The 25,617-nt window shown below is 67.8% G+C and carries 24 protein-coding genes; 11 read left to right on the top strand and 13 right to left on the bottom strand.

The features are described 5' to 3' along the window. The first annotated feature begins 173 nt into the window (after nucleotides 1–173). The 4 genes from ACIGHN_RS21515 (at nucleotide 174) to argA (ending at nucleotide 6,254) form a co-directional block, all read left to right on the top strand. On the top strand, nucleotides 174–2,051 hold the full coding sequence (locus ACIGHN_RS21515) for a serine hydrolase domain-containing protein (RefSeq protein ID WP_396505936.1): 1,878 nt from the start codon (nucleotides 174–176) through the stop codon (nucleotides 2,049–2,051). 364 nt (nucleotides 2,052–2,415) lie between these two features. Next, the gene (locus tag ACIGHN_RS21510; RefSeq protein WP_056168481.1) at nucleotides 2,416–2,664 is read left to right on the top strand and encodes a hypothetical protein; all 249 of its coding nucleotides are present in this window, start codon (nucleotides 2,416–2,418) and stop codon (nucleotides 2,662–2,664) included. Next, on the top strand, nucleotides 2,657–4,819 hold the full coding sequence (locus ACIGHN_RS21505; protein ID WP_396505935.1) for an AAA family ATPase: 2,163 nt from the start codon (nucleotides 2,657–2,659) through the stop codon (nucleotides 4,817–4,819). The genes ACIGHN_RS21510 and ACIGHN_RS21505 overlap by 8 nt, the downstream gene beginning before the upstream one ends. Before the next feature lie 88 nt (nucleotides 4,820–4,907). Then, nucleotides 4,908–6,254: an amino-acid N-acetyltransferase gene (gene argA, locus ACIGHN_RS21500; RefSeq protein ID WP_056412521.1), complete on the top strand. Its 1,347-nt coding sequence runs from the start codon at nucleotides 4,908–4,910 to the stop codon at nucleotides 6,252–6,254. Between the two features lie 445 nt (nucleotides 6,255–6,699). Here the strand turns inward: argA and bla are convergent, their stop codons facing one another. Next, entirely contained in the window at nucleotides 6,700–7,617 is a 918-nt protein-coding gene (gene bla, locus ACIGHN_RS21495) for a class A beta-lactamase (protein ID WP_396505933.1), read from the bottom strand. Nucleotides 7,618–7,842: 225 nt separating this feature from the next. Here bla and ACIGHN_RS21490 point away from each other — a divergent pair, with 225 nt between their 5' ends. After that, entirely contained in the window at nucleotides 7,843–8,721 is an 879-nt protein-coding gene (locus ACIGHN_RS21490; RefSeq protein WP_396505932.1) for a LysR substrate-binding domain-containing protein, read from the top strand. A 231-nt stretch (nucleotides 8,722–8,952) separates the two neighbouring features. Here the strand turns inward: ACIGHN_RS21490 and ACIGHN_RS21485 are convergent, their stop codons facing one another. Continuing rightward, on the bottom strand, nucleotides 8,953–10,584 hold the full coding sequence (locus ACIGHN_RS21485) for an HD family phosphohydrolase (protein WP_056412529.1): 1,632 nt from the start codon (nucleotides 10,582–10,584) through the stop codon (nucleotides 8,953–8,955). A 123-nt stretch (nucleotides 10,585–10,707) separates the two neighbouring features. On the opposite strand from ACIGHN_RS21485, the gene ACIGHN_RS21480 reads away from it, so the two are divergent. The 3 genes from ACIGHN_RS21480 to ACIGHN_RS21470 all read left to right on the top strand — a co-directional run bounded on the left by ACIGHN_RS21480 (nucleotide 10,708) and on the right by ACIGHN_RS21470 (nucleotide 12,797). Further along, nucleotides 10,708–11,733: a rhodanese-related sulfurtransferase gene (locus ACIGHN_RS21480; protein ID WP_396505994.1), complete on the top strand. Its 1,026-nt coding sequence runs from the start codon at nucleotides 10,708–10,710 to the stop codon at nucleotides 11,731–11,733. Next, the gene (locus ACIGHN_RS21475) at nucleotides 11,730–12,392 is read left to right on the top strand and encodes a glutathione S-transferase (RefSeq protein ID WP_396505931.1); all 663 of its coding nucleotides are present in this window, start codon (nucleotides 11,730–11,732) and stop codon (nucleotides 12,390–12,392) included. The genes ACIGHN_RS21480 and ACIGHN_RS21475 overlap by 4 nt, the downstream gene beginning before the upstream one ends. A 207-nt stretch (nucleotides 12,393–12,599) precedes the next feature. After that, nucleotides 12,600–12,797 (top strand): hypothetical protein, encoded by a 198-nt coding sequence (locus ACIGHN_RS21470; RefSeq protein WP_056168460.1) that lies wholly within the window; start codon nucleotides 12,600–12,602, stop codon nucleotides 12,795–12,797. Between the two features lie 77 nt (nucleotides 12,798–12,874). Here ACIGHN_RS21470 and ACIGHN_RS21465 read toward each other — a convergent pair whose 3' ends face one another. The 8 genes from ACIGHN_RS21465 to ACIGHN_RS21430 form a co-directional block, all read right to left on the bottom strand. After that, nucleotides 12,875–13,405 (bottom strand): disulfide bond formation protein B, encoded by a 531-nt coding sequence (locus ACIGHN_RS21465; RefSeq protein WP_396505929.1) that lies wholly within the window; start codon nucleotides 13,403–13,405, stop codon nucleotides 12,875–12,877. A gap of 149 nt (nucleotides 13,406–13,554) precedes the next feature. Further along, nucleotides 13,555–14,679, bottom strand: coding sequence for a sulfate/molybdate ABC transporter ATP-binding protein (locus tag ACIGHN_RS21460; protein ID WP_056412545.1), 1,125 nt, complete (start codon nucleotides 14,677–14,679; stop codon nucleotides 13,555–13,557). Between the two features lie 12 nt (nucleotides 14,680–14,691). Next, nucleotides 14,692–15,600 (bottom strand): sulfate ABC transporter permease subunit CysW, encoded by a 909-nt coding sequence (cysW, locus tag ACIGHN_RS21455; protein ID WP_056412549.1) that lies wholly within the window; start codon nucleotides 15,598–15,600, stop codon nucleotides 14,692–14,694. Beyond that, a complete protein-coding gene (gene cysT, locus ACIGHN_RS21450; RefSeq protein ID WP_056168448.1) occupies nucleotides 15,597–16,466 on the bottom strand; it encodes a sulfate ABC transporter permease subunit CysT in 870 nt (289 codons plus the stop codon). The genes cysW and cysT overlap by 4 nt, the downstream gene beginning before the upstream one ends. A gap of 31 nt (nucleotides 16,467–16,497) precedes the next feature. Then, a complete protein-coding gene (locus ACIGHN_RS21445) occupies nucleotides 16,498–17,502 on the bottom strand; it encodes a sulfate ABC transporter substrate-binding protein (protein WP_056412555.1) in 1,005 nt (334 codons plus the stop codon). 242 nt (nucleotides 17,503–17,744) lie between these two features. Further along, nucleotides 17,745–18,338 carry an RBBP9/YdeN family alpha/beta hydrolase gene (locus ACIGHN_RS21440; protein ID WP_396505927.1) on the bottom strand — a complete coding sequence of 198 codons (594 nt, stop codon included), beginning with the start codon at nucleotides 18,336–18,338 and terminating at the stop codon, nucleotides 17,745–17,747. A 72-nt stretch (nucleotides 18,339–18,410) separates the two neighbouring features. Further along, a complete protein-coding gene (locus ACIGHN_RS21435) occupies nucleotides 18,411–19,052 on the bottom strand; it encodes a peroxiredoxin (protein ID WP_396505926.1) in 642 nt (213 codons plus the stop codon). Between the two features lie 120 nt (nucleotides 19,053–19,172). After that, nucleotides 19,173–19,901, bottom strand: coding sequence for an AAA family ATPase (locus ACIGHN_RS21430; protein WP_396505924.1), 729 nt, complete (start codon nucleotides 19,899–19,901; stop codon nucleotides 19,173–19,175). A gap of 195 nt (nucleotides 19,902–20,096) precedes the next feature. Between ACIGHN_RS21430 and ACIGHN_RS21425 the strand changes: the two genes are divergently transcribed. The 3 genes from ACIGHN_RS21425 to ACIGHN_RS21415 all read left to right on the top strand — a co-directional run bounded on the left by ACIGHN_RS21425 (nucleotide 20,097) and on the right by ACIGHN_RS21415 (nucleotide 23,003). Beyond that, a complete protein-coding gene (locus ACIGHN_RS21425) occupies nucleotides 20,097–21,026 on the top strand; it encodes a hypothetical protein (protein ID WP_396505922.1) in 930 nt (309 codons plus the stop codon). Nucleotides 21,027–21,159: 133 nt separating this feature from the next. Further along, complete coding sequence (locus tag ACIGHN_RS21420; protein WP_396505993.1) at nucleotides 21,160–21,699, top strand: sigma-70 family RNA polymerase sigma factor; 540 nt, start codon at nucleotides 21,160–21,162, stop codon at nucleotides 21,697–21,699. Beyond that, nucleotides 21,696–23,003: an ankyrin repeat domain-containing protein gene (locus ACIGHN_RS21415; RefSeq protein WP_396505920.1), complete on the top strand. Its 1,308-nt coding sequence runs from the start codon at nucleotides 21,696–21,698 to the stop codon at nucleotides 23,001–23,003. The genes ACIGHN_RS21420 and ACIGHN_RS21415 overlap by 4 nt, the downstream gene beginning before the upstream one ends. Before the next feature lie 7 nt (nucleotides 23,004–23,010). Here the strand turns inward: ACIGHN_RS21415 and ACIGHN_RS21410 are convergent, their stop codons facing one another. From ACIGHN_RS21410 to ACIGHN_RS21400, 3 genes are all read right to left on the bottom strand, one after another. Further along, nucleotides 23,011–23,880 carry an HDOD domain-containing protein gene (locus tag ACIGHN_RS21410; RefSeq protein ID WP_056412575.1) on the bottom strand — a complete coding sequence of 290 codons (870 nt, stop codon included), beginning with the start codon at nucleotides 23,878–23,880 and terminating at the stop codon, nucleotides 23,011–23,013. 131 nt (nucleotides 23,881–24,011) lie between these two features. Further along, the gene (locus ACIGHN_RS21405) at nucleotides 24,012–24,575 is read right to left on the bottom strand and encodes a GNAT family N-acetyltransferase (protein ID WP_396505919.1); all 564 of its coding nucleotides are present in this window, start codon (nucleotides 24,573–24,575) and stop codon (nucleotides 24,012–24,014) included. Next, nucleotides 24,575–25,522 carry a LysR family transcriptional regulator gene (locus tag ACIGHN_RS21400; protein WP_056412580.1) on the bottom strand — a complete coding sequence of 316 codons (948 nt, stop codon included), beginning with the start codon at nucleotides 25,520–25,522 and terminating at the stop codon, nucleotides 24,575–24,577. The genes ACIGHN_RS21405 and ACIGHN_RS21400 overlap by 1 nt, the downstream gene beginning before the upstream one ends. Nucleotides 25,523–25,617 lie beyond the last annotated feature (95 nt).

Genomic DNA, 25,617 nt, shown 5'->3' with positions numbered 1-25,617 from the left:
GGCCATGCGCACCACCGTGCCGCACCTCGCACGGCACCCGCGCAGGCCCCGCTCGGTGCCGTCTTTTTGCCGAGTGCTACTTTTTGATGGGGTGGATTTCAGGATGTAATGCGCACACCCCATTGCGCCCCGACGATGTCTGCGTGGCGGGTGCCCCTCAGGATTTTGACCGCATGCTCCCGCAGACATCAGCCACCCCGTTTTCACCGGACGACAGCGCGACGCCCGCACAGCCCCCGCACCCCTCGCGCCGCGACTGGCTGGCGTGGGCCGGCGCCGCCACCCTGGCGCCCCTGCTGCCGGCCTGTGGAGGCACCGGCAACCCCGGCCCCACGCTCGCGGCCACCATGGCCTGGGGCCGCAGCGAAATCCGCCAAGCCATGCAGCGCGGTGAGGCGCGGGCGGCCTCCGTCGCCCTGCTGCAGGGCGACCGGCTGGTGTGGCAGGAGGCCTTCGGCGTGCTGGACGACACCACCCGCGCGCTGGCGACGCCGGACACGCGCTTCAATGTGGGCTCCGTAAGCAAGGTGGTGGCGGCGCTGGCCGTGATGGTGCTGGTGGACCGGCAGCTGGTGCAGCTCGATGCGCCGGTGGTGCGCTACCTGCCTCAGTTCACCATGCTGTCGCCGGGCTACCGCGACATCACCGTGCGCCACCTGCTCAGCCATGCATCGGGGCTGCCGGGCACGCACACGCACAACCTGTTCGCCACCGCGCCGCTCCCAGGCTACGCCGCCGAGCTGGAAGAAGCGCTGGCCGACGCCCACCTCAAGCACGCGCCCGGCGCGCTGGCGGTGTACTGCAACGACGGCTTCACGCTGATCGAGCGCATCGTGCTCGCAGTGACCGGACAGACCTACCCGGCGTTCGTGCAGTCGGCCCTGCTCAACCCGCTGGGCATGGCCCGCTCGGGCTACACCCTGCTGCCGCTGCCCGAAGGCAGCTTCGCGCACGGCTACATCCGCAAGCAGCGCCAGGCCCAGGAGTTCGTGATGGGCTACGCCACCGGCGGGCTGTGCACCACGCCCGGCGACATGATGAAGCTGGCCACCATGCTGCTGCAAGGCGGCGAATACGACGGCCGGCGCGTCGTCTCCAAGGCTGGCGTGCTGGAGATGGGCCGCGGCCAGAACCCGGGCCTGCGCGCCGACCTGACGCCCGACTGGCAGTGGGGCCTGGGGTGGGACAGCGCGCAGCAGCAGGGACTGTCTGCCGCGGGCGTGCTGGCCTGGCAAAAGAGCGGCGGCACCATGTTCTATTCGAGCGACTTCTACGTGCTGCCGCAGGCGGGCATGGCGCTGCTGATCACCGGCAGCGCATCGGCCTTCAAGCCCGGGCCGGTGGCCGAAGGCATCCTGCTGCGGGCGCTGCAGGAGACCGGGCAACTGGCAGCGCTGCCGCCCAAGGTCTTGACGGCGGCCCCGTCACTGGCCACCTCGTCGGCCAGCGCGGTCGATGCGGTGCTGGGCATCTACGGCCGGTCCGCCAAGCCCCTGAAAGCCACCTCGCCCGACAGCCAGCAGATCGACCTGTGGGTATGGTCGGCCGAGGCCAGGGGCTGGACGATGCTGAGCGCCGGGCTGCGCCTGCGCAGCGACGGCTGGTGGTGGTCCGACGCGCAGCCGCGCACCCAGTACCGCTGGGAGCAGGCCGACGGCCGCCGCTACCTGCTGTCGCGCGAGCCCGCCACCGCCGGGCACTACTGGGTGACCATGCCCATGGCGCAGCAGATGCCCCGCGCCGCAGCGCCCCTGCCCGCGCAGTGGGTGGCGCGCCTGGACAGCCATTGGGTGCTGGCGAACGAGGCGCCCGAATCGATTCCGCTCGCGTTCGGCGTGCCGGCAGCGACGCTGCGGGAACTGCCCGAACTGCCCGGCTATTTGTTCTGGGACGACAGCCAGTTCTTGCTGCCGCTGTCGCCCGACCGCGCGGGCATGACCGTGCAGGTGCCCCTCAACGACGGCCGCGATCTCGTCGAGCTGGTGGTGCAGGCGCGCGACGAGCAGGAATGGCTGCACGCGGCCGGCTGGAGTTACCGCCGCCAGGCCTAGCCCGGCACGCACCTACCCCGCCCCACGGCCACCAGCGCACACGCGCCCGCTGCGGCGCACTGTGCGTTTCATGCGACAGATGCAGGTTGCCAAAGCCCTGAGCGCTTGCCAAGCCGCAGAGCCCTCGCCACAATTCGCGCTTCTTTCTTTCAGCCACGGGCACACCGCCACGCAGCCGCTGAAACCACTGGAGGTCACCGCTATGTTTGTTCCTTTGTCCGCAATCACCTGACCACAGTCCACCGCCCCGGCTGGACTGTGCATTCACAAGTCCAGCCAAGGCCGACAAGCGCGCTATTGCACCCCGTGCAGCGCTCCACAAGCCCTGGCTACCTTGCCGGGGTTTTTTGTTTGTGGAGTGCACATGAGTGCTCAAAAAATCTCTCGGGCCTTTGCCCAGGGTCAAGTCAAGAAGCTGCGCCGCATGAAGCAGCCCCTGGTTCTGAAGCTCGAGGCCTCGGGCCCGCCCCGAAACCCTGTGGCCACTGCGCTGGCCCAGCGCAGCCTGTCGAGCGCGGCAGGCAAGCACATCCGAAGCGCCGGCGCCCAGCGCCGCGCGGACAAGGTCGCCCTGCGCAAGGCGACACGAACAGACTTTTCTTTCCATGACTGACAACAACCATCCCACCGCCGCACTGGCGGACACGCGGGCGCCGTGGGGCCCCGCCCAACCTGGGTACCCAGGACAACCCGGGCACCCAGGACAACCTGCATCCAGGGCAACGCCCGACCCGGCGGAACCCCGCACGCTGAACGTGGACGCCACCGTGGCCCTGCACGGGCTGCCACCCGCGCACAGTGCAGCGGCTGTGCCAACACACCGGCTGCCCACCGCCGCCGAACTGGCCCAGCGCCAGCAGCACCTGGCCGACACCGCGGCGCAGCTCAAGACCGAGCTCGTCGGCATCGACGAGGTCATCGACCGCGTGATCGATGCGGTGCGCGCCTGGTACGTGCTGCCGCAGCTCATCCGCCGCCCGGTCATCGTCTGCCTGTGGGGCCTGACCGGCACGGGCAAGACGCAGCTCACGCGGCGCCTGGCCCAGCTGCTGGGCTTCTACGACCGCTTTGTCGAAGTGCAGATGGACGGCTTCAGCCACGGCGCGGGCTACCGCAGCTCCACCATCTCCGGCATGCTGGCGGACTCCGGCATCTCCGAAGGCGCGCCGGGCATGCTGGTGCTGGACGAGTTCCAGCGCTTTCGCACGGTGGACCGCAAGGGCGAAGAGGCCAAGGTGGAGCGCTACCAGGACGTGTGGTCCCTGCTGTCGGACGGGCGCCTGCCGCCCGCGCTGACGGCCCTGTCCAACATCGAACGAAAGCTGGCCGACAGCCACTACGAGGCCGAGCGCGCCGAGGACGACGAGAACGAACGCGCGGGCAAGAAGCCTTACCGCTTTCAGCTCGACGCGTGGGACGCGCAGGAGCTCAAGCGCATGCTCAAGCTCTCCGAACCCCTGGCGGAGATCATGCAATGGCCTTCGGCCAAGGTGCTGGCGATGTACATGGAGTTCCAGCGCTCCAACCAGTCGTGGGAGACCGACTACAGCCGGCTGCTGGTCTTCGTGTGCGGCAACCTCGACGAGATGTACCACGAGACCGCGCAGCGCGTGGAAGACTGCGACACCGACGCCGACATCTTTCACCGCCTCACGCGCAAGCTGTCCATCATCGACGTGAAGAAGGCGCTGTCCGAGCGCTTCAAGCCCGAGCAGATCGCGCGGCTGGGCAACGAGCATGTGATCTACCCGTCGTTCAGCCGCGCCACGTACGAGCTGCTGATCCGCCAGCTGTGCGACCGCTACGTGCAGGACGTGGCCGCCCAGTGCGGCGTGCGCTTTGCCATCGGGGAGGACGTGCAGCGCGAGATCTACGCCAACGCGGTCTTCCCCGCGCAGGGCACACGGCCCCTGTTCTCGTCGGTGCACGCCATCCTGAGCGCGAATCTGGTCAAGGCCACGCTGTGGGTCATGGAGCAATCGCTGCCGCTGTCGCAGGTGTTCGCCATCCACCTCGCGGCAGACCGCCGCCACCTGGCCGTGCAAGGCACCGACGCCCACGGCGGCACGCACGAGCGCCAGTTCGCGGTGGCGCTGGAGCTCAACCGCCTCAAGCAGCGCGCCAACGCGGATTTTCGCGCGCTGCTGGCGGTGCACGAGGCCGGGCATGCGCTGGTCTACTGCCTGCTCTTCGGCCAGGCCCCGCAGGAGGTGAAGATCAACATCGCCTCGTTCGAGGGCGGCTACAACAGCTTTGCGGGCCTGAAGGTGACCACGCGCCAGAATGCGCTGGACATGATGTGCGTGGGCCTGGCCGGCCGCGTGGCCGAAGAGCTGGTGTTCGGCGAGATGGCCTGCACCACGGGCGCCGAGCAGGACTACAAGCAGGTGACCGCCGAGGCCGCGCGCTACGTGCGCCACCACGGCTTTGGCGCGCGCATCAGCCGCACCGACGCCACGGTGGAGATGGACAACCACATCAACACCGACGTCGGCCCCAGCAATGCCGCCATCGAGGCCCTGCTGCAGTCCCAGTACCAGCGCACCCAGGCGCTGCTGCACGGCCACCAGCCCGCGCTCAATGCTCTGGTGGGTGCGCTGATGGACCACGGCATGATCGCGCAGGACGAGATGCAGGCGCTGCTGGCGGCCCAGGGCCTGACGCTCGCCGTGCGGCCCGCGTCGTGCGGCGGTGCGGAAGATTCGCTGGTTCTGGAGCCCTTTGCCGAGCGGCTGGCGCTGTTTCAGCGCCACGGCGCCACGCAATGAGGCGCGCGGTCACCACAAGGATGCCCTGCATGCTTATGATGCGCGCCTACAGCGGATTTACACCGCAGGCTTTCACACACCACCCGCCATGTCCGCCGTTTTCAATTTCACCTTCGTGCCCTGGTTCCGCTCGGTCGCGCCGTACATCCACAAGTTTCGCAACCAGACGTTCGTGATCGGCCTCACCGGCGAGGCGATTGCGGCGGGCAAGCTGCACAGCCTGGCGCAGGACCTGGCGCTGATCCAGGCCATGGGCGTGAAGATCGTGCTGGTGCACGGCTTTCGCCCGCAGGTGAACGAGCAGCTGGCGGCCAAGGGGCACGCGGCCAAATACTCGCACGGCATCCGCATCACCGACTCGGTGGCGCTTGACTGCGCGCAGGAGGCCGCGGGCCAGCTGCGCTACGAGATCGAGGCCGCGTTCAGCCAGGGCCTGCCCAACACGCCCATGGCGGGCGCGACGGTGCGGGTGATATCGGGCAACTTCCTCACGGCGCGGCCGGTGGGCATCGTGGACGGGGTGGACTTTCAGCACTCGGGCCTGGTGCGCAAGGTGGACGTGGCGGGCATCCAGCGCACGCTGGACATGGGGGCGCTGGTGCTGCTGTCGCCTTTCGGCTTCTCGCCCACGGGCGAGGCCTTCAACCTGAGCATGGAAGAAGTGGCCACCAGCGTGGCCATCGAGCTGCGCGCGGACAAGCTGATCTTCTTGACCGAGGTGCCCGGCATCCGCATGCAGCCGAACGAGCCCGAGAGCGAAGACAACCCCATCGACACCGAGCTGCCGCTGGCCGCCGCGCAGGCCCTGCTGGCCACGCTGCCCGAGGCGCAAACGCCCACCGACACGGGCTTTTACCTCCAGCACTGCGTGAAGGCCTGCAAGGCCGGCGTGGAGCGCAGCCACATCCTGCCGTTTGCGGTGGACGGGTCGCTGCTGCTGGAGGTGTACGTGCACGATGGTATCGGCACCATGGTCATCGACGAAAAGCTCGAAGAGCTGCGCGAAGCCACCATCGACGACGTGGGCGGCATCCTGCAACTGATCGAGCCGTTCGAAAAAGACGGCACGCTGGTCAAGCGCGACCGCACCGAGATCGAGCGCGACATCGCCACCTACACCATCATCGAACACGACGGCGTGATCTTTGGCTGCGCAGCGCTCTACCCCTACCCCGAATCCCGGACGGCCGAGATGGCTGCGGTGACCGTGTCGCCCCAGAGCCAGGGCACGGGCGACGGCGAGAAGCTGCTCAAGCGCATCGAGCAGCGTGCCCGCATCCTGGGGCTGGACAGCATCTTCGTGCTGACCACCCGCACCATGCACTGGTTCATCAAGCGCGGGTTTCAGCCGGTGGACCCGGACTGGCTGCCGGATGCCCGCAAGCGCAAGTACAACTGGGACCGCAGGAGCCAGGTGCTGGTGAAGAAGCTCTGAGTTTTTGGTTGGCGGCGTGCGACGTGCGGTTTGCGGTCTGCGGTTTTCAGTTGGGGTGACCATAGAGCACGGCAGCTTCACATCCGTTCGCGCTGAGCTCCGTCGAAGCTCCGCGCAAGGCTTCGACAGGCTCAGCCCGAACGGTGGTGGGGTGGTCAGACCCAGCCCGAGCGGTCAGGGGTGATTGAGACCCAGCCCGAACGGCCTGCCGTGCCTGAGACCTATTCATGGTTCGCATGCCCAACCCCATCACCACAAACCGTTCACGCTGAGCTCCGTCGAAGCGCCGCGCAAGGCTTCGACAGGCTCAGCCCGAACGGTGGGGAGGTGATCAGGCTCAGCCCAAACGGTCGGTGGCGGCTGAGCCCTAGCGCGAACGGTCGGTGGCGGCCTAGACCCAGCCCGAGCGATGGAGCTGTGGCTGAGGCTCGACCAAGACTGACAGCTACCCCTGCCTGGCCGCCACCACCGCACGCGCCACCTGCGCGATCGCCGCATCGCGCTGTTCAGCCGACGCTGTCGACGCGGTGACGTAGCAGGTCACCACCACCGGCGCACCTCCGCCCGGCGGCCACATCACAGCGATGTCGTTGGAGGTGCCGCTGTCGGTGGTGCCCGTCTTGTCCCCCACCTTCCAGCCCGGCACGCCGGCGCGCAGGCGCTTGTCGCCGGTGCTGGTCTCCACCAGCCAGCGCTGCAGCCAGGCGCGCGACCCGGGGGTGAGCACGTCGCCCAGCACCAGTTTCTGCAGGGTCTGCAGCATGGCCAGCGGCGTGGTGGTGTCGCGCGGGTCGCCCACCTTGGATTCGTTCAGCGTGGGCTCGGTGCGGTCCAGCCGGGTGATGCCGTCGCCCAGCGACCGCACGAAGGCGGTCAACCCGGCCGGCCCGCCGTGGCGCGCCAGCAGCACGTTGGCAGCGGTGTTGTCGCTCAGGCTCACGGTGGCGGCGCACAGCTCGCCCACCGTCAGGCCGCCGCCGTCGCCCGCACGGGGGCCGCTGACGGGTGAATACGCCACCACATCGGCCGCGGCGTAATGCACGCGCGCATCCAGCCGCTCCTTGCCCTGGTCCACCAGCGCCAGCATCCAGCCCGCCAGCACCGCCTTGAAGGTGCTGGCCATGGCAAAACGCTCGTCCTGGCGCCAGCCCAGCGCCAGGCCCGTGCCGGTGTCGAGCATGGCCACACCGAGGCGGCCCTGGGCGGTGCGTTCGATGCCGGCCAGGGTGTCGTTCCAGGCCCGCGCACTGTGGCCGCCGGCAGCGCGACCCGGCCCGCCGGCGGCATTGCCGGCGCCGGCACAACCCCACAGAGGTACCGCTGCAGCGGCCATCAAGCCCAAGGAAAACTGTCGTCTTTGCATAAAAATGGGGAGTGAAGTGGAGACAAGGCCTGAACGATAAGGACTCCGGGCCCGCAGCACCATCGACAATAATTGCCGCCAGCCCCAACAAAAACTTGGAGCGGCACACACAACGCTTTCGGCGTCACTGCGGCGCCCGGGTCCCGGTACTACCGCACTGCCCGCATCGCAGCGCCTGGCCCGACCCGTTGCGCCGAGTTGTGTGATCCGCTCTCAGACTTCGCAATGCACCTGCCACTGAACGCCCTGCGCGCCTTCGAAGCCTCGGCGCGCCACCTGAACCTCACGCGAGCGGCCGAGGAACTGCACGTCACCCAGACCGCGGTGAGCCAGCACATCCGCAAGCTCGAAGACCGCCTGGGCAAGCCGCTGTTTCGCCGCCTGCCGCGCGGCCTGGCGCTGACGGACGAGGGCCAGGCGCTGCTGCCCGTGGTGGTGGAGTCGTTCGCCAACCTGGCGCGGGCGCTGGAGAAGCTGGGCGACACCCGCCCGCGCGAGGTGCTGACCGTGGGCGCCGTGGGCACGTTCGCCGTCGGCTGGCTGCTGCCCCGGCTGCGCGACTTTCAGGCGGCGTGCCCGTTCGTGGACCTGCGCCTGCTCACCCACAACAACCGGGTGGACATGGCCGGCGAAGGGCTGGACCTAGCGATCCGGTTTGGCGACGGCGCTTGGCATGGCACGCACGCCGAACGCATCATGGACGCGCCGATGTCGGTGATGTGCACCCCCGCCCTGGCCCACGGCCTGCGCACCGCTGCCGACCTGGCGCGCCAGCCACTGCTGCGCAGCTATCGCGCCGACGAATGGGCGGCATGGTTCGACGCGGCGGGCGCGCCCTGCCCGGTGGTGCGCGGTGCCGTGTTCGACTCGTCGCTCACGCTGGCCGAGGCCGCTGCGCAGGGCGCTGGCATGGCACTGCTGCCCGTGCGCATGTTCACGCGCGAGCTGCGCCAGGGGCGGCTGGTGCGGCCGCTCCCGCAGGAGCTGCAGCGCGGCTCTTACTGGATCACGCGGCTGCAGTCACGCCCGGCCACCGGCGCCATGGCGGCCTTCTGCGACTGGTTGATGGCCCAGGCGCGCAGCGAAACCGATGAATTGGAATAAAAAAGGCAGCTACCGCTCTCTGGACGGGCGCCAATAGCTATTAAAAATATAGCAAATGATTCCCTTGCCAGAGGTGGAGACAAGCCCGACGCGCGGGGGCGTTCAGACGTGCAGCGGCATTGGAATTGGCATTGGCATTGGCATTGGCATTGGCATTGGCATTGGCATTGGCAGGGTGGCGCAGGCGTTCGTTCCACGGTCCACGGACGGGGTCAGGCGGCCAAGCCGGCGCTACGCAAACCCCAGCGCCGCGATGTCCACCCCATCCACCTGCCCGGCGTCGAGAAATTCCTGGCCGTAGCGCAGGTACACCCCTTCGCGCACGAACACCTCGAACAGGTCCGGGTCGATGTGCCCGTTGTCCCGCATGCGGCACATGATCGCCAGCGCCTGCGACAGCGTCATGCCGCTTTTGTACGGCCTGTCGGCCGCGGTCAGTGCCTCGAAGATATCGGCGATGCCCATCATGCGGGCCTGCAGCGACATCTGATCGCGCGTGAGGCCGCGGGGGTAGCCCTTGCCGTCCATGCGCTCGTGGTGGCCGCCCGCGTACTCGGGCACGTTCTTGAGGTGCCGGGGCCAGGGCAGCGTCTCCAGCATCTTGATGGTGGCGACGATGTGGTAGTTGATGGTGTCGCGCTCGGCCTGGTTCAAGGTTCCGGAGCGGATGGTGAGGTTCTCCACCTCTTCGGCGGTCAGAAAGCTGGTCTGCACGCCCTGCGGGTTGCGCCAGTGCCGCAGGGCGGCGATGTCGCGCACGCGCTGCTGGTCTTCGGCCCGCATGGCTTCGCTGCCGGTGTTGCAGCGGCGCAGGAAGTCGCGGTCTTCTTCCAGCGCCTGGATCTCGTGCTGCAGGCCCAGCAGCTCCTGGCCCTCGGCCCGCGCGTCCACCACCGGGCGCAGCGCCAACTGGCGGCGCAGCGCGGCCAGCTCGGCATCGCGCTTGAGCACCTCGAAGCGTGTGTCCACCACGCCGATGCGGTCGTACAGGGTCTGCAGCTTGGTGGCCTTGTCCACCACGTGCACGGGGGTGGTGATCTTGCCGCAGTCGTGCAGCAGGCCAGCCATCTTGAGCTCGTACCGGTCGCGGTCGCTCATGCTGAAGCCGGCCAGCGGGCCGCTCTGCGTGGCGTTCACGGCTTCGGCCAGCATCATGGTGAGCGCCGGCACGCGCTGGCAGTGGCCGCCGGTGTAGGGGGATTTTTCGTCGATGGCCAGGTTGATGAGGTTCACGAACGATTCGAACAGCCGCTCCAGCTGCGTGATGAGCAGCCGGTTGGTGAGCGCAATGGCGGCCTGCGATGCCAGCGACTCCGCCAGGCTCTGGTCTGCCTCCGAGAACGTGGTGACGTCGCCGGTGTCCGGGTCGTGCGGGTTGATGAGCTGCAGCACGCCGATGAGCTCATGGTCGTGGTTCTTCATCGGCACGGTCAGGAACGAGCGCGAGCGGTAGCCGGTGCGCGCATCGAACGCCCGCGTGCCCGAGAAGTCGAACCCCGCCGCGGCATACGCATCGGCAATGTTCACCGTGCGGTCGTGGATGGCGGCGTGCGCGGCCACGAGCGAGTCGTTGGGCGAGCCGTCGGCGTGGCGCAGCGGCAGGTGCGGAAAGTCGATGGGCTTGCCCGTGGTGCCGCCCAGGCGGATGCCCAGCGAATCCGTGCGCAGGATCTCGAACTTGAGCGCCGTGCCGTCGTCCGTCACGCTGTATAGCGTGCCGCCATCGGCGCCGGTGATGGCCTTGGCGGCCTCCAGGATGTTCTCCAGCAGCCGGTCGATGTCCCGCTCACGCGACAGCGCGGCGCCGATGCCGTTGAGCTGCTCCAGCCGGCGAAAGAGGTTGACTGTGGATTCCTTGCCCATAAAAGCCCTGCGCCCCGCGGTGGTGAGAGCGTGCCGTGCGCGCCCCAACGCACATCGTAACGAAAAGTGACCGCTATCATCAGCCCCCTGCCCCTCCCTTTTCTCATCCCTCCCGCTATTTTTGTGGACTCGGTCACACCCCGCTTTCTCACCGCCGCCCTCTACCAGTTCGTCGACCTGCCGGACTTTGCAGACCTGCGCGAGCCCTTGCAGTCCCTGTGCGACACACACGGCGTGCGCGGCATGCTGCTGCTAGCGCCCGAGGGCATCAACGGCACCATCGCGGGCGAACCGCAGGGCGTGTACGCCGTGCTGGCCTGGCTGCGCAGCGACCCGCGGTTCGCCGCCCTGCAGCACAAGGAGGCGCATGCGGAGCGCCTGCCGTTCTACCGCATGCGCGTGCGGCTCAAGCGCGAGATCGTCACCCTGGGCGTGCCGGGGCTGAACCCGGCGCGCAACGCGGGCACCTATGTGAAGCCCGAGGACTGGAACGCGCTCATCGACGACCCCGGCGTGGTGGTGGTCGACACGCGCAACGACTACGAAGTGGGCATCGGCACCTTCCAGGGCGCCGTCAACCCGCACACCAGCAGCTTTGCGGAGTTTCCGGCCTGGGTGGCCGCGCAGTCGCAACCGGGCGGCGTGCTGGCCGGCAAGCCCCGCGTGGCCATGTTCTGCACCGGCGGCATCCGCTGCGAGAAGTCCACCGCGCTGCTCAAGTCGCAGGGGTTCGAGGAGGTCTTCCACCTCGAAGGCGGCATCCTCAAATACCTGGAAACCGTGCCCGAGGACGCCAGCCGCTGGCAGGGCGACTGCTTCGTGTTCGACGAGCGCGTGTCGGTGGGCCACGGCCTGGTGCGCGGCCACCATCAGTTGTGCCGGTCCTGCCGCATGCCGCTGGGCGAGGCCGAATTGCAGTCCCCGCACTATGTGCGCGGCGTGAGTTGCCCCTATTGCCACGGCACCCGCACGCCAGAGCAGGAACGCGCGCTGGCCGAGCGCCAGCGCCAGATGGACCTGGCGGACCAACGCGGCGAAGCCCACCTGGGCGCACGCCAGCCGGGCAACCCGGCGCGGCGCCTCGTCGCGGACGAGCCGACTCGCGAAGTGACAGGTGGGGTGGTGGCGGGCGAGGACAGCCCCCCGTGAGCGCCCTTCCCGTTCTCTACTCCTTTCGCCGCTGCCCGTATGCCATGCGCGCGCGGCTGGCGCTGGCCGTCAGCGGCCAGGTCTGCGAATTGCGCGAGGTGGTATTGCGCAGCAAGCCCCAGGGCCTGCTGCAGGCCTCGCCCAAAGCGACCGTGCCCGTGCTGGTGCTGGCGGACGGGCAGGTGCTGGACCAGAGCCTGGACATCATGCTGTGGGCCCTGCAGCGGCGCGACCCCAGCGCCTGGCTAGCGCCCAGCGATGGCAATCTGCAAGACATGCTGGCGCTGATTGCCGAATGCGACGGCCCGTTCAAACACGCGCTGGACCGGTGCAAGTACCCCAGCCGCTACCCGGACACCGACATCGACACCGAGCGTGCCAAAGCCACCGCTTGGCTGGGCCTGCTGGACGCGCGCCTGTCCACCCGGCCCCACCTGTTCGGCACCCATGCGGCGCTGGCCGACATGGCCATCGGCCCGTTCGTGCGCCAGTTCGCGGCCATCGATGCGCCGTGGTGGGACGCCCAGCCCTGGCCCCATCTGCGGGCCTGGCTGGCGCACTGGCAGGCGGCGCCGCTGCTGGCCCGCGTGATGGACAAGCTGCCGGCGTGGGTGGACGGGACGCTGGGGGTGGTGTTTCCGGCAGAGCCTGTGCCCTAGCGCCGGACGACGGCACAGCGAGCGCGCGCAAGTCGATCACAACGCAGGGTGCTCCAGTATCTCCAGGCCCTCCGGTCAATCGCAGTACTGTTGCCCGAACCGCCTCTCAACCGCGCTATCGCGGCACTGCACGCCAACGTCCGGTTGTCCTACCCCTGGCGTTGTGTTGCGGCACAAGGATGGTGCTTCACCACAGAAAGCACCTTGATGACCGACCCTCGCAACATTGCCCACGACAAGAAAGTCCAGCAAGCCAAGAAGCACAACAACGAGGAGATCGCTCCCGGCGCCGACAAGACGCCGCAGCCCGGCAAGAAGACGCCCATGGAACATCACGCGTCCGACACTCCCAAAGTGCCGGATGAGGCGGCCCCTGTGCCCACCGAAGAAAAGCCCTTGAACTAGGCGCAAAGGCCAGGCCCATGCAAAAGGCGCTCCGAGGAGCGCCCTTTTTTACGAAACCTAGTGCAACCGCAACGGCATCACACCGTCGAGTAGGCGGACCCGCCGCGGCGACCGCCCTGAAGGCCGCGCGCCAGCAACGCCAGCAGCACCACGGCAAAACCCACGAAGCAGACGAACGACCAGTTGGCAATCGAGCCGCCCAGGAAGGTCCAGTCGATCGCGGCGCAGTCGCCCGAGCCGCGGAAGATCATGGGGATGGCGCGGCTGATGGGGTAGTTTTCGATCATGCCGTAGAAGTCGCGGCCGCAGGTGGCGACTTCGGGCGGGTACCACTGCAGCCAGCTCTGGCGGGCTGCCACAAAGGCACCGAAGCCGGAGGCGATGACGGCGATGCCCGCCATCGACATCCACCAGCCGCGCGAGTCGCGCGCGGCGGCCAGGCCGGTGAAGATGGCCACGCCGATCAGTGCGTAGCGCTGAACGATGCACATGGGACAAGGCTCCAGGCCCACCACATGCTGCAGGTACATGCCAAAAGCCAGCATGGCCACGCAGGCAGCGCTGATCAGTGCCAGCACACGGCGCGGGTTCGCGGTCAACCAATTCATTTTTTATCCCTCATCCAATAAGCCGTTGCAAACGGTGCCGCCGGTGAAACGGGCACGGTCCGCGCCAGTGCACCCGTGGATCTGGCTCCGCCAGTCCACCGGGTGCGTCCCCCACAGGGGGATGGCGCCGAAGGCGACTCAGGGGGGAATCAGATCCCCGCGGCGTGGTCCAGAAAAACCCGGGCGCGGCGCGGTGTCACCACCAGCGTTTCACCCTCTTTGAAACCCATCTCCTTGAACTGCTGCGCAGGGATCTGCGCTTCGATCAAGTGGTCCGGGGACGCATTGTCCGCTGGTTTGTGATCGTCGGATGGAATAAGTTCCAGCCGCGCGATGGGGCCCACCACGATGGCGCGGCTCAGTTGCGCCACGATGCCGCGCGGGCGGCCTTCAGCGTCGAGCCCTGCGCCGGGCGAGTAGCGCTGCACATCCAAGTCGTGCGGGCGCACATAGGCAAAGGCCTTGGCGTTCTGCGCGGTCTGGTGTTCGGGCGAGTCGATCTGCATGCCGTCCAGGTGCACCAGCCCTTCGTGGGCGCGGCCATGGAACAGGTTCACGTCGCCCAGGAAGCCGTAGACGAAGGGGCTCGCGGGCTGGTCCCACACCTGCTGGGGCGAGCCGCTTTGCTCGATGCGGCCCTGGTTGATCACGACCACGCGGTCGGCCACCTCCAGGGCCTCTTCCTGGTCGTGCGTGACGAAGATGCTGGTCACGTGCAGCTCGTCGTGCAAGCGGCGCAGCCAGCGGCGCAGTTCCTTGCGCACCTTGGCGTCCAAGGCGCCGAAGGGCTCGTCGAGCAGCAGCACCTTGGGCTCCACCGCCAGCGCGCGGGCCAGCGCGATGCGCTGGCGCTGGCCGCCGGACAGCTGCGAGGGGTAGCGGTCGGCCAGCCAGTCGAGCTGCACGAGCTTGAGCAGGTCGGTCACCTTCTGCTTGATCTGCGCCTCGCTCGGGCGCTCGCCGCGGGGCTTCACGCGCAGGCCGAAGGCCACGTTCTCGAACACGGTCATGTGGCGGAACAGCGCGTAGTGCTGGAACACAAAGCCCACGTTGCGCTCGCGCACGTGCACGTCGGTGGTGTCTTCGCCGCTGAAGTGGATGGTGCCGACATCGGCCGTCTCCAGGCCCGCGATGATGCGCAACAGCGTGGTCTTGCCGCAGCCCGAGGGGCCGAGCAGCGCGATGAGTTCGCCGGAGGCGATGTCCAGGCTCACGTCGCGCAGCGCGTGGAAGTCGCCGAACTGCTTGCTGACGTTACGGATTTCAATGCTCATGGTCTTGTTCCTTCAGCGGGCGGCGGGTGCAGGTGTGGGCCGCTCGGGGGGCAATTCGGCAGCCGCCTTCTGCGCCTGCTCGTTGCGGTGTTCGGCAATGGTCTTGATGACCAGCGTGACCAGGGCCAGCAAGGCCAGCAGCGATGCAGCAGCGAACGCGGCCACGGACTGGTACTCGTTGTAGAGAATTTCGACGTGCAGCGGAATGGTGTTGGTCTGCCCACGGATGTGGCCCGACACGACGGACACCGCGCCGAACTCGCCCATGGCCCGCGCATTGCACAAGATCACGCCATACAGCAGGCCCCACTTGATGTTGGGCAGCGTCACGTACCAGAAGGTCTGCCAGCCGGTGGCGCCCAGCACGATGGCGGCCTGCTCCTCGTCGTTGCCCTGGGCCTGCATCAGCGGGATCAGTTCGCGCGCGATGAACGGGAAGGTCACGAACACCGTGGCCAGCACGATGCCCGGCACGGCGAAGATGATCTTGATGTCATGCGCCTGCAGCCAGGGGCCGAACCAGCCCTGCGCACCGAACATCAGCACGTAGATCAGGCCCGCCACTACGGGAGAGACGGAAAACGGCAGGTCCACCAGCGTGGTCAGGAACGCCTTGCCCCTGAACTCGTACTTGGCGATGCACCAGGCGGCCGCGACGCCGAACACCAGGTTCAGCGGCACCGCGATGGCGGCGGTGATCAGCGTGAGCTTGATGGCCGCCCAGGCGTCGGGCTCGCGCAGGCCTTCGAGGTAGGCCCCGAAGCCCTTGCGCAAAGCCTCTGCGAACACGGCGGCCAGCGGCAGCACCAGGAACAGCAGCATGAAGGCCAGCGCGATGGTGATCAGCGTGTAGCGGACCCAGGGCGCTTCGGTCGTACCGGCCTGTGCGCGGCGGATGGTCCGGGAGTTGTTGCCGCTCATGCTGGAGCCCCTGCGTGGCGTCGCTGCCATGCCTGTAGTGCGTTGATGACCAACAGCAGGATGAACGAAATCACCAGCATGACCACGGCCACGGCGGTGGCGCCGGCGTAGTCGTACTGCTCGAGCTTGCCGATGATGATGAGCGGCGTGATTTCAGACACCATGGGCATGTTGCCGGCGATGAAGATCACCGAGCCGTACTCCCCCACCGCCCGAGCGAACGCCATGGCAAAGCCGGTGAGCAGCGCGGGGGTGATGGAGGGCAGGATGACCTTGGTGAAGGTTTGAAGGCGCGTGGCCCCGAGGCAGGTGGCGGCTTCTTCCAGCTCTTTTTCAGCGTCTTCCAGCACCGGCTGCACGGTGCGCACCACGAACGGCAGGCCGATGAAGATCAGCGCGATCACGATGCCCGCAGGCTTGAACGCCAGCTGGATGCCCATGGGCTCCAGGATGCTGCCGACCCAGCCATTGCCGGCCAGCAAGGCGGTCAGCGAGATGCCGGCCACGGCGGTGGGCAACGCGAACGGCAGGTCCACCAGCGCATCGACGATCTTCTTGCCGGGAAACTTGTAGCGCACCAGCACCCAGGCGATCAGCAGGCCGAACACCAGGTTGACCAGCGCCGCCAGGAACGAGGCGCCGAAGGTGAGGCGGTATGACGCCATCACGCGCGGCGCGCTGATGGCAGCCCAGAATTGCTCCCAGGTCAGGGTGAAGGTCTTGAAGATCAGTGCCGACAGCGGGATCAGCACGATGATGCTCAGATAGAAAAGCGTGTAGCCCAGGGTCAGCCCAAAGCCGGGCAGCACGCGTTTGGGCGCGCGCCGTCCGGCCGGGGCTGCGGCCACTGCAGTTGCGGTGGTCATAAGTGCGGAGGTAGAGACGAAACGCGCGGGCTTACTTGGCGCCGGGCGTGTAGATCTTGTCGAACTGGCCGCCGTCGTTGAAGTGCACCTTCTGCGCTTCGGTCAGCGAGCCGAAGTACTTGGCCACTGTGAACTGCTTGAGCGGCTTGAAGGTGTCGGCGTACTTCTTGAGCACCGCTTCCGAACGCGGGCGGATGGCGTGCTTGGCGGCGATTTCCTGGGCTTCGTCAGAGTACAGGTAGTCCAGGTACGCCTTGGCCAGCTGGGCTGTACCCTTCTTGGCCACGGTGCGCTCCACCACGGCCACGGGGTTCTCGGCCACCACACTGACCGACGGGTAGATCGCATCGACCTTGCCGGCACCGAACTCGCGGTCGATGGAGACCACTTCGGACTCGAACGTGATCAGCACGTCGCCCTGGTTGCGCTGCAGGAAGGTGGCGGTCGCATCGCGCCCGCCCTTGGCCAGCACGGGCACGTTCTTGTAGAGCTTACCGACGAACTCGGCCGCCTGCGCTTCGGTGCCGCCCTTTTCGCGGATGGCGCCCCAGGCAGCCAGGTAGGCGTAGCGGCCGTTGCCGCCGGTCTTGGGGTTCACCACGATCACCTGCACGCCGGGCTTGATGAGGTCTTCCCAATCCTTGATGCCCTTGGGGTTGCCGTTGCGCACCAGGAACAGCATGGTCGAGGTGGTGGGCGATGCGTCGTGCGGGAATTTCTTGGTCCAGTCCTTGGCCACCACGCCGTTGTCGGCCAGGAACTGCACGTCGGTGGTCGTGTTCATGGTGACCACGTCAGCCGCCAGGCCGTCGTTCACGGCGCGCGCCTGGGCGCTGGAGCCGGCGTGCGACTGGTCGATCTTGATGTCCTGGCCGGTCGTCTTCTTGTAGTGGGCGGTGAAGGCGGCGTTGTAGTCCTTGTAGAACTCGCGCGCCACGTCGTACGAGACATTGAGCAGCGAGTTCTGCGCGGCGGCCATGCCGCTGGCGGCCAGGGCCAGGGAGGCCAGGAGAGTCTTGAGTTTTAAAGAGGTCATGGTCGCTTCGCCCGAAGGTGCTGGTACTGGAGATGCTCCATTGTGCGGAGCAAGCACTTAAAACTCAAAAGAATATATTCTTGTTAAATAATCAGCTATTGGCATATAGATTTTCTATGGCCGGTGGGCGGACGAAAGCCGCTGCTGGTGCATGGCGGGCGCCAGGACTGCGCTCGCAGCCCAAAGCCCCTCTAGCGCTTGCGGGACAAGCGCCAGCAGCTACAAAATTGATAGCTATCAGTCTACGGCGCGGCCGAAGACGCCTGCGCGTGCTGCGGGGCCGGCTGGGCGGCCTGGGCCCGGAGCGCGGGTTCGCCCTCCAGCGACTGGAGCAGCGCCCAGCCCAAAGGCCATTCGCCATGGCCGGATTCGATGTTGATGTGCCCCGCGTTCTGCATGCGCACGAATTCGCTGCCCCAGGCCCGCGCATAGGCGCCCGCCAGGCGGATGGGGCAGTACGGGTCGTTGCTGCTCGCCACCACGATGCTGCGGTACGGCAGTGCCGCATACGGCACCGGCGCAAAGTCGCTGAGCACCGCGCGGCGCTCCGGGTCCGCCGGGGCCACGAGCAGTGCGCCGCACACGCGGGCTGCCACCTCCGGGCTGATGTGGCTGGTGGCAATGCAGCCCAGGCTGTGCGCCACGATCACCACCGGGTGGGGCGCGGCGAGCACGGTTTTTTCCAGTTGGCCCACCCAGGCCGCGCGGGTAGGCGCGATCCAGTCGTCCTGCACCACGCGACTGGCATGCGGCAGGCGCTCGGCCCACAGGCTCTGCCAGTGGCCGGGGCCCGAGTCGCGCCAGCCGGGAACGATGATGATGGAGGTGGTGGTCACGAAGATCAGAGGGCCTGCCGCAGCGTTGCGCCGCGGCCCTGCCCTGTGGTTGTGGTTTTTGTCTTCTGCCGCTTACTTGTTGGGCTGCGGCGTGATGCGGAGGTAGGGGCGCACGGCCTTGAAGCCCTTAGGGAAGCGCTGCGCGAGCTCGGCCGGGTCCTGCAGGCTGGGCACGATGATCACGTCGTCGCCGTCCTTCCAGTTGGCGGGCGTGGCCACCTTGTGGCTGTCGGTCAGCTGCAGCGAGTCGATGACGCGCAGGATCTCGTCGAAATTGCGGCCCGTGCTGGCGGGGTAGGTGAAGGTCGTGCGGATGACCTTCTTGGGGTCGATGATGAACACGCTGCGCACCGTGACCGTGGTCGATGCGTTGGGGTGGATCATGTCGTAGAGGTCTGCCACCTTCTTGTCCGCATCGGCCAGGATGGGGAAGTTGACGGTGGTGTTCTGCGTCTCGTTGATGTCGCCCACCCAGCGGTTGTGCGAATCGACGGGGTCCACGCTCACGGCGATGGGCAAAACGCGGCGCTTGGCGAACTCGCTGCCCAGCGCGGCCGTCTTGCCCAGCTCGGTGGTGCAGACGGGCGTGAAGTCGGCGGGGTGCGAAAACAGCACGACCCACGAATCACCCGCCCATTCGTGAAAGCGGATGGTGCCGGCAGTGGATTCCTGGGTGAAGTCGGGGGCGGTATCGCCGAGTCGCAGGGTGGCCATGGGATGTGCTCCTTCAATGTCTGATGGAGCATTCTGCGAGTCGATCTTTAAAACCCAAACGAATATATAGCTCTTACTTAATCGCCAAAAGGTCTATAAAGCGGGCCCGCCAAAAGCCTGTCACCCTGCGAGCAGGCGTTGGAGGCGGTCCGGATAGTTGTTCAGGAAGTCGTGCGTCACCACGTAGTGCTCGGTGTCCTCGAATGCGACTTCGGACAAGCCGCCGCCGTCGAACTGGATGATCTTGGCGTTCGGGTAAGACAGCAGGATGGGCGAGTGCGTGGCGATGATGAACTGCGACTTGTCCTCGACCAACTGGTGGATGGCCGCCAGCGCGGCCAGCTGCCGATTGGGCGACAGCGCGGACTCGGGTTCGTCCAGCAGGTACAGGCCCTTGCCCTGGAATTTGTGGGTGAGCAGCGCCATGAAGGCTTCGCCGTGCGAGCGGGCATGCAGCGACTTGCCGCCATAGGAGTCCAGGTAACCCACCTCGTCCATGTAGGTGGCGACATTAAAGAAGCTCTCGGCCCGCAGAAAGTAGCCATCCTTCGGTGCGCGGTAGCTGCGCGCCAGCCGCAGCACCTCATGCAGGGACGACTCGGACCCCGCGGTGGCCAGCTGAAAGTTGCGGGTGCCGCCTTCGGGGCTGTAACCGAGGGCCAGGGCAATGCCCTCCAGCAGCGTCGACTTTCCCGAGCCGTTTTCACCCACGAAGAACGTCACGTCCGGGTGAAACTCCAGCCGGCCCAACTCGCGGATGGCGGGGATGTTGTAGGGGTAGGTGTCGTAGTCGATGGCGGCATCCGGGCGGATGCAGGCGCTCTGAAGGTAGGGTTTGGCAGACAGCATGCACCCCATGCTAACGGGCGCAATGACCGGCTGCGGCGGCGCCATGGCCTCGCCGCCCAGGCACACGCACAGGCACAAGCAGGCCCTGCATCCTGAACTTTGGAAAAAATTTTCAAATTTTTCAGCGCCGCTTAACCCCATTCGCCCGCCCCGTTCGTTTCACCCAGCACCAACAACCCCTTTGATGGAGCTGCCATGACAACCGGTGCATTCCCCCTCCCCGTAATCACCCACGCCGCACTTGCGGCCCTGACTGCCGTGCTGACGCTGGCCAGCGCGCCGGCACATGCCGTCGGCCGCCTGGCCGACATCACCATCGTGGACCGCGACACCGGGGCCACGCTGCCGGTGCATTACGCCAAGGGCGAGTACTGGGTGGCGGGCCGCCCGGGGGCGCGCTATGCCGTCACGGTGCACAACCGCAGCGGGGAGCGCTTGCTGGCCGTGCCGTCGGTGGACGGTGTCAACGTGCTCAGCGGCGAGACCGCGGCCTGGGACCAGCGCGGGTACGTGTTCTCGCCGTACGAGCGCTACCAGATCACCGGCTGGCGCAAGAGCAGCAGCGAGGTGGCAGCGTTCGAATTTTCGAGCATCGCCAATTCCTATGCCGGCCGCACCGGCCGTCCAGCCAACGTGGGCGTGATCGGGGTGGCACTGTTCCGCGAGCAGCAGCCGGTGGCCGTGCCGTCCATCACGCCCGAGCCCTACCGCCAGCGGCGCGAGGCACGCGACAGCGCCGAGCTGCAGCGCAGCATGCCCTCTGCCGGTGCCCTGCCCCCGCCGCCTGCAGCGGCGGCGCCTGCCCCGACCGCTGAGGCCGACTCCTCCGCTGCGGGGACATCCGCACTGTCGGAGCAGCGGTCCGCCAACAGCAGCGTGGCCAAGTCGATGCCGGCACCCTCGCTCCGGCTCGGCACCGCCCATGGCCAGCGCGAGACCTCGGTCGTGTCGCACACCACCTTCACGCGCCTGCAGGACCAGCCCAACGAGGTGATCAGCATCCGCTACGACAGCCGCGCCAACCTGGTGGCCAGCGGCGTGATCCGCGAGCAGCCAGCGCGCGTGCCGTCGCCCCGCGCATTCCCGCAGTCGGACAACGTGTCGTATGTGCCCGACCCGCATTGAACGGCCCGCGGGCTGCAGCCTTCGCATGCCGGCCTGCCACGCGACGCGCCGGCGGTGAATGGGCGCCTCGCATAATGCGCGGGTGCCGACCGCCCCCTCTTCCAACAACACCGACGATACCGACGAAACGCTGATGCAGCGTTTTGCCGCAGGAGACATGGGTGCCTTCGACACGCTGTACGGCCGGCACGAGCTGGCGGTGTGGCGGTTCGTCTATCGCAGCGTCAAGGTCCAGGCGGTGGCCGACGACCTGCTGCAGGATGTCTGGTTTGCCGTGGCGCGCAGTGCGGGCGGCTACCAGGCCACCGCCAGGTTCCGCACTTGGCTGTTCACCCTGGCGCACAACCGGCTGGTGGACCATATTCGCACCGCCAGGCAGCATGTCAGCCTGGATGCGAGCGACGATGCCGGACCCGGCCTGGCGGACACGCTGGCCGCCGACTCCGGCTTCGGACCCGTGCGCCAGCTGCAGTCCCGCGAGCAGGCCGCCGCCCTGATCGCTGCGGTGGAGCAGTTGCCCTTCGAGCAGCGCGAGGCCTTTTTGCTGCAGGCCGAAGGCGACCTGAGCGTGCAGGAGATTGCACAAGCCACCGGTGTCCATTTTGAAACGGCCAAGAGCCGCCTGCGCTATGCGCGGGCCAGCCTTCGCCAGCATCTGCAGGAGTTTGCATGAGCGCGCCGGACCACGACGAGCTGACCGAGCGGTACCGCCAAGCCAGCGCCCAGGACGATGCCCGCCCCGGCGCGCAGGTCCGCGATGCCGTGCGTGCGCATGCCCAGATGCTGGCGGCTGCTGCTGCGGCCTCAGGCTCGGCGTCTGCCGCTGCAGCGCCGTCGCCGACCACAGCCGCACCGGGGCGCGCCGCCGCGAACCAGTCGTACTGGAAGCTGTCGGCCCTGGCCACGGTGGCGGTGATGGGCCTGACCGGTTTGCTGCTGCTGCAGTTTCAGCGCGGAACGCCCGAAGAACGCGAAGTGGCATTCGGGGAACGCCAAGTGGCGGCATCGCCCCCCGCGGAGTTGCCGGCGCGTGAACCTGCAGCACCAACCACCTCGCCACCCACCGCGCCACCCACCGCGCCACCCACCGCGCCTTCTGCGGCGGCGGATGCCAACGTTGTCCCGGCGCCTCCACCGCCCACGGCAGCGCCCTCTCAGGCAACGCAGGACCGCGCTGTGGACCAGCAAAGACGTGCTGCCCAACGCGCAGCCCAAGAACGAGTGGACCCGGCAGAGACACCCCCGAGGCCGCAGGCCAAGTCGGCCCCTGCCCCTGCGGCCACCGAGGCCGAGTCCGCCCGGCGAGAGCCAGGCAGCAACGCAGCAGCACCCCGGCTGCCCGCGCCCGCGCCGCTGGTGACCGATGGCGCTGTGGCACCGCAGACCGCGCCTGCGCCAGCGCCTGCGCAGTCGCCGCAACCGTCACCGTCGCCATCTGCAGGTCCGCCCCACCCGTCCGCCGCGCCTGAAGCATTGCGCGAGCGGGCCACCGCGCAACGCATGCCTGCCGCCCGGGATGTGGCGCGATCTGCCGAGGCACCTGCGCCGGCAAACGCGTCCGTGCCCGCACCGGCGCCTGCCGCCCAGGCAGCCCCCGCAGCGCCTCCTGCCCGTAGCCAGCAAAGCAACAATGCGGCTACCGCGGGCGTTGCGGCCGGTGCCGCAGCAGCCAAGCCCAGCGCCGCCGGCGAGCACCGCGACGCGTTGGCGCAGGCGTTGCGCCAGGCAGCGCGTGAGGGCCGCACCCAGCGCGTGGAGCAACTGGTGCAGCAAGGCGCGCCCATCGACGCCCGCGACGACACGGGCAAAACGGCGCTGATGCTGGCCGCTGCCAACGGTCAGGCGGACACCGTTCAGCGGATCATGGCCCTGGGTGCCAATCGCGCACTGGCAGACCAGGAAGGACTGACTGCCGCGCAGCAAGCACGGCGCCTGGGCCACGTGCGCATCGCAGACCTGATCGACGCGGGGCCCTGACTGGCTCCTAGAACCGCACGGCCTCAAACGCTGGGTGCAGCTCGTCGATCCAGTGGTCCAGCTCTTCCGGCGGGACCGCCAAGTGGTCCATGCAGGCCTGGCCGTGATCCTGCCATTCCCGCGTGGGCGGCAGGTTGTCGTGGTGGTTGACCAGGTACTCGGCCAGCATCCCCAGCGCCACCAGATGGCGCACCGTGGGGTTGAAGCGCTCGTCGCCCAGGCACGCAAAGTCGTGGTGCAGCCAGATGGCCTGCGCCACGTCGCCGGGCAGATGCCAGGTGCGGGCCACGATCGCGCCCATCACCGCGTGGTCGGTGCGGTGGTTGGCGTTTTCGGTCTGGGTGAAGGTGCGGTCCCTGCGGGCCAGTGCTTCGGTCACGGTGGAGCCGTAGCCGCGCACCGCCTTCACCAGCACCGGCATGCCCACATGGCAGAACAGCCCGAAGCTGTAGCCCAGGCCGGGGTCGAAGCTGTAGAGCTGGCGGCCGATGTGCTCGCAGGCGATGGCGCGGCGCTGCGAGCTCTCCCAGAAATGGTCGAGCAGCGGCGAGCGCACCAGCAGCGCGTTGCGGGTGATGAAGGCCGACAGCAGCTCCACCGACGGGTGCAAGCCCAGCACCGTGAGCGCCATGCCCACGGTTTGCACCGGCTGCGCCAGCGCGTGCAGCGGGCTGTTGGCCAGGCGGATCAACGCCGCTGCCATGGCCACGTCGGAAGAGGCCAGCTGATCGAGCGCATCGGCGTCGATCTCCGGCTCGGCCATGATGGCCTGCAGCCGCAGGAGCGACTCCGGGCACGGAGGAATCACGATGGCCCGCACGGACGGGTGCATGCGCACCTGCCGGATGTGCTGGTCGATGGGGTGGGCTGAAGTCAAGGCGCGTACCGGGCAGCGCGCACGGTTGTGCGCGGCGTCCCACTCAGTTTCAATTGGTTGCATTGTGGCGCCAAAACTGGGCGCTGGCACGAACCTCGGTGTCAGGCAGGCGCTGGACCGGGGGCGTGGCCCTATCGTGGCGCGGCTGCAGAAAGGTCCGCCGCACGCTGGTACAGCGCCGCCACATGGCCGCTGGCAAAAACCTGCTCGCCCACCCGCACGAAACCACACCGCTCGTAGTAGCGGCACAGGCCAGGGTTGCCTGCGGAGCAATCGAGCCGCAGCCAGCCCCTGCCTTGCGCCGACACATGGCGCAGCGCCCAGTCGATGATCCCGTGGCCGATGCCAACGCCGCGCCAGGCGCTCTGGATGGCCAGGCCGTGCAGGTATCCCGCCACGGGCGGCTGGGGGCCCCAGTAAGTTGCATCGTCCCACTGGATGCACGCCGTGCCGATGTCCTGCCCCGCGTGGCTCACCACATGCATCTCACCACGCTCGATGGCGCGTGCCACGCGGCGGGCGGAGTCGCCGTGCGACCCCCAGGCCAGGTCTCCACGCTCGACCTTGTAGAGCGTGGCGTCGTCCATGATGGCGATGAGCGATGCGGCGTCGCTACCGCACGCCTGGCGGACCGAGATGCCCGCCCAGTCCACGGCGCCGAGCCTTGCCTTTTCCAGGTCCACGTGCGCACCCATCAGATGTTGGAGCCGTCCACGCCGTCCATTGCTTGCCGTGTGACCTGACTGCTGCGGCCCGGCATGGCCTCGCCCAGGTAGTCCAGAAACCGGCGCACCGCGGGCGACAGGCCGCGGCGCGACGGAAAGACGGCATGCACGATGGCGGGCAGCGGTGCCCAGTCGGGCAGCACGCGCACCAGGCGGCGGGCACGGATCTCGTCGTAGCACATGTAGTCCGGCATCCAGCAGATGCCGGTGCCGGCCATGGCCGCGATCTTGAGGGTGAGCAGGTCATCGGCCACATAGCGCGGCGCGTGGTGCACCACCTGGTGCACGCCGCCGGGGCCGATCAGGTTCCAGGTGGAGCGCCCGTCGGGCGCCGACATGGCGATGCTGTCCAGGCGCGACAGGTCTTCCAGCGTTTCAGGGGTGCCCTGGCGGATGAGCTGCTCGGGGCTGGCCACCAGGATCTGCGTGGCGTGGTCCAGCCGCTTGACCACCATGCTGCCGCTGTCCTCCACCGACGGACGCACCCGCAGCGCCACGTCGACGCCCTCCTCCACCAGATTCACCGCGCGGTTGCTCACCATGATCTCCACGCGCACCTCCGGGTAGGTGGCCAGGAACTTGGGCATCAGCTCGGCCAGCACGGTCTGCGCCAGGGTCACCGGACAGCTCACGCGGATGGTGCCGCGCGGCGCTGTCTGCACCTGGGCCACGGTGTCCGCCGCCGCCTGCGCCGACTCGCGCATGGCCTGGCAATGGCGCAGGTAGGCCTCGCCGACTTCGGTCAGCGACAGCTTGCGGGTGGTGCGCTGCAGCAGGCGCACGCCCAGGTGGGTTTCCAGGTCCGACACGCGCCGCGACAGCCGGGACTTGGGAATGCCGAGGGCCCGGCCAGCGGCTGCAAAGCCCCCGCGCTCCACCACTTCAGCGAAATACAGCATGTCGTTGAGGTCTTGCATAAAGTTCATCGTTCCACTGATAGAACAATCTATCGCAAGTTCAGTACCTTATCAACATTTTGATGAATCCCCACAATTCATTCCATGGCCACACA

It is taken from the genome of Acidovorax sp. NPDC077693 (assembly GCF_044542805.1).
Lineage (GTDB): Bacteria > Pseudomonadota > Gammaproteobacteria > Burkholderiales > Burkholderiaceae_C > Acidovorax.
This window is presented reverse-complemented; position numbering and strand designations above follow the sequence as displayed.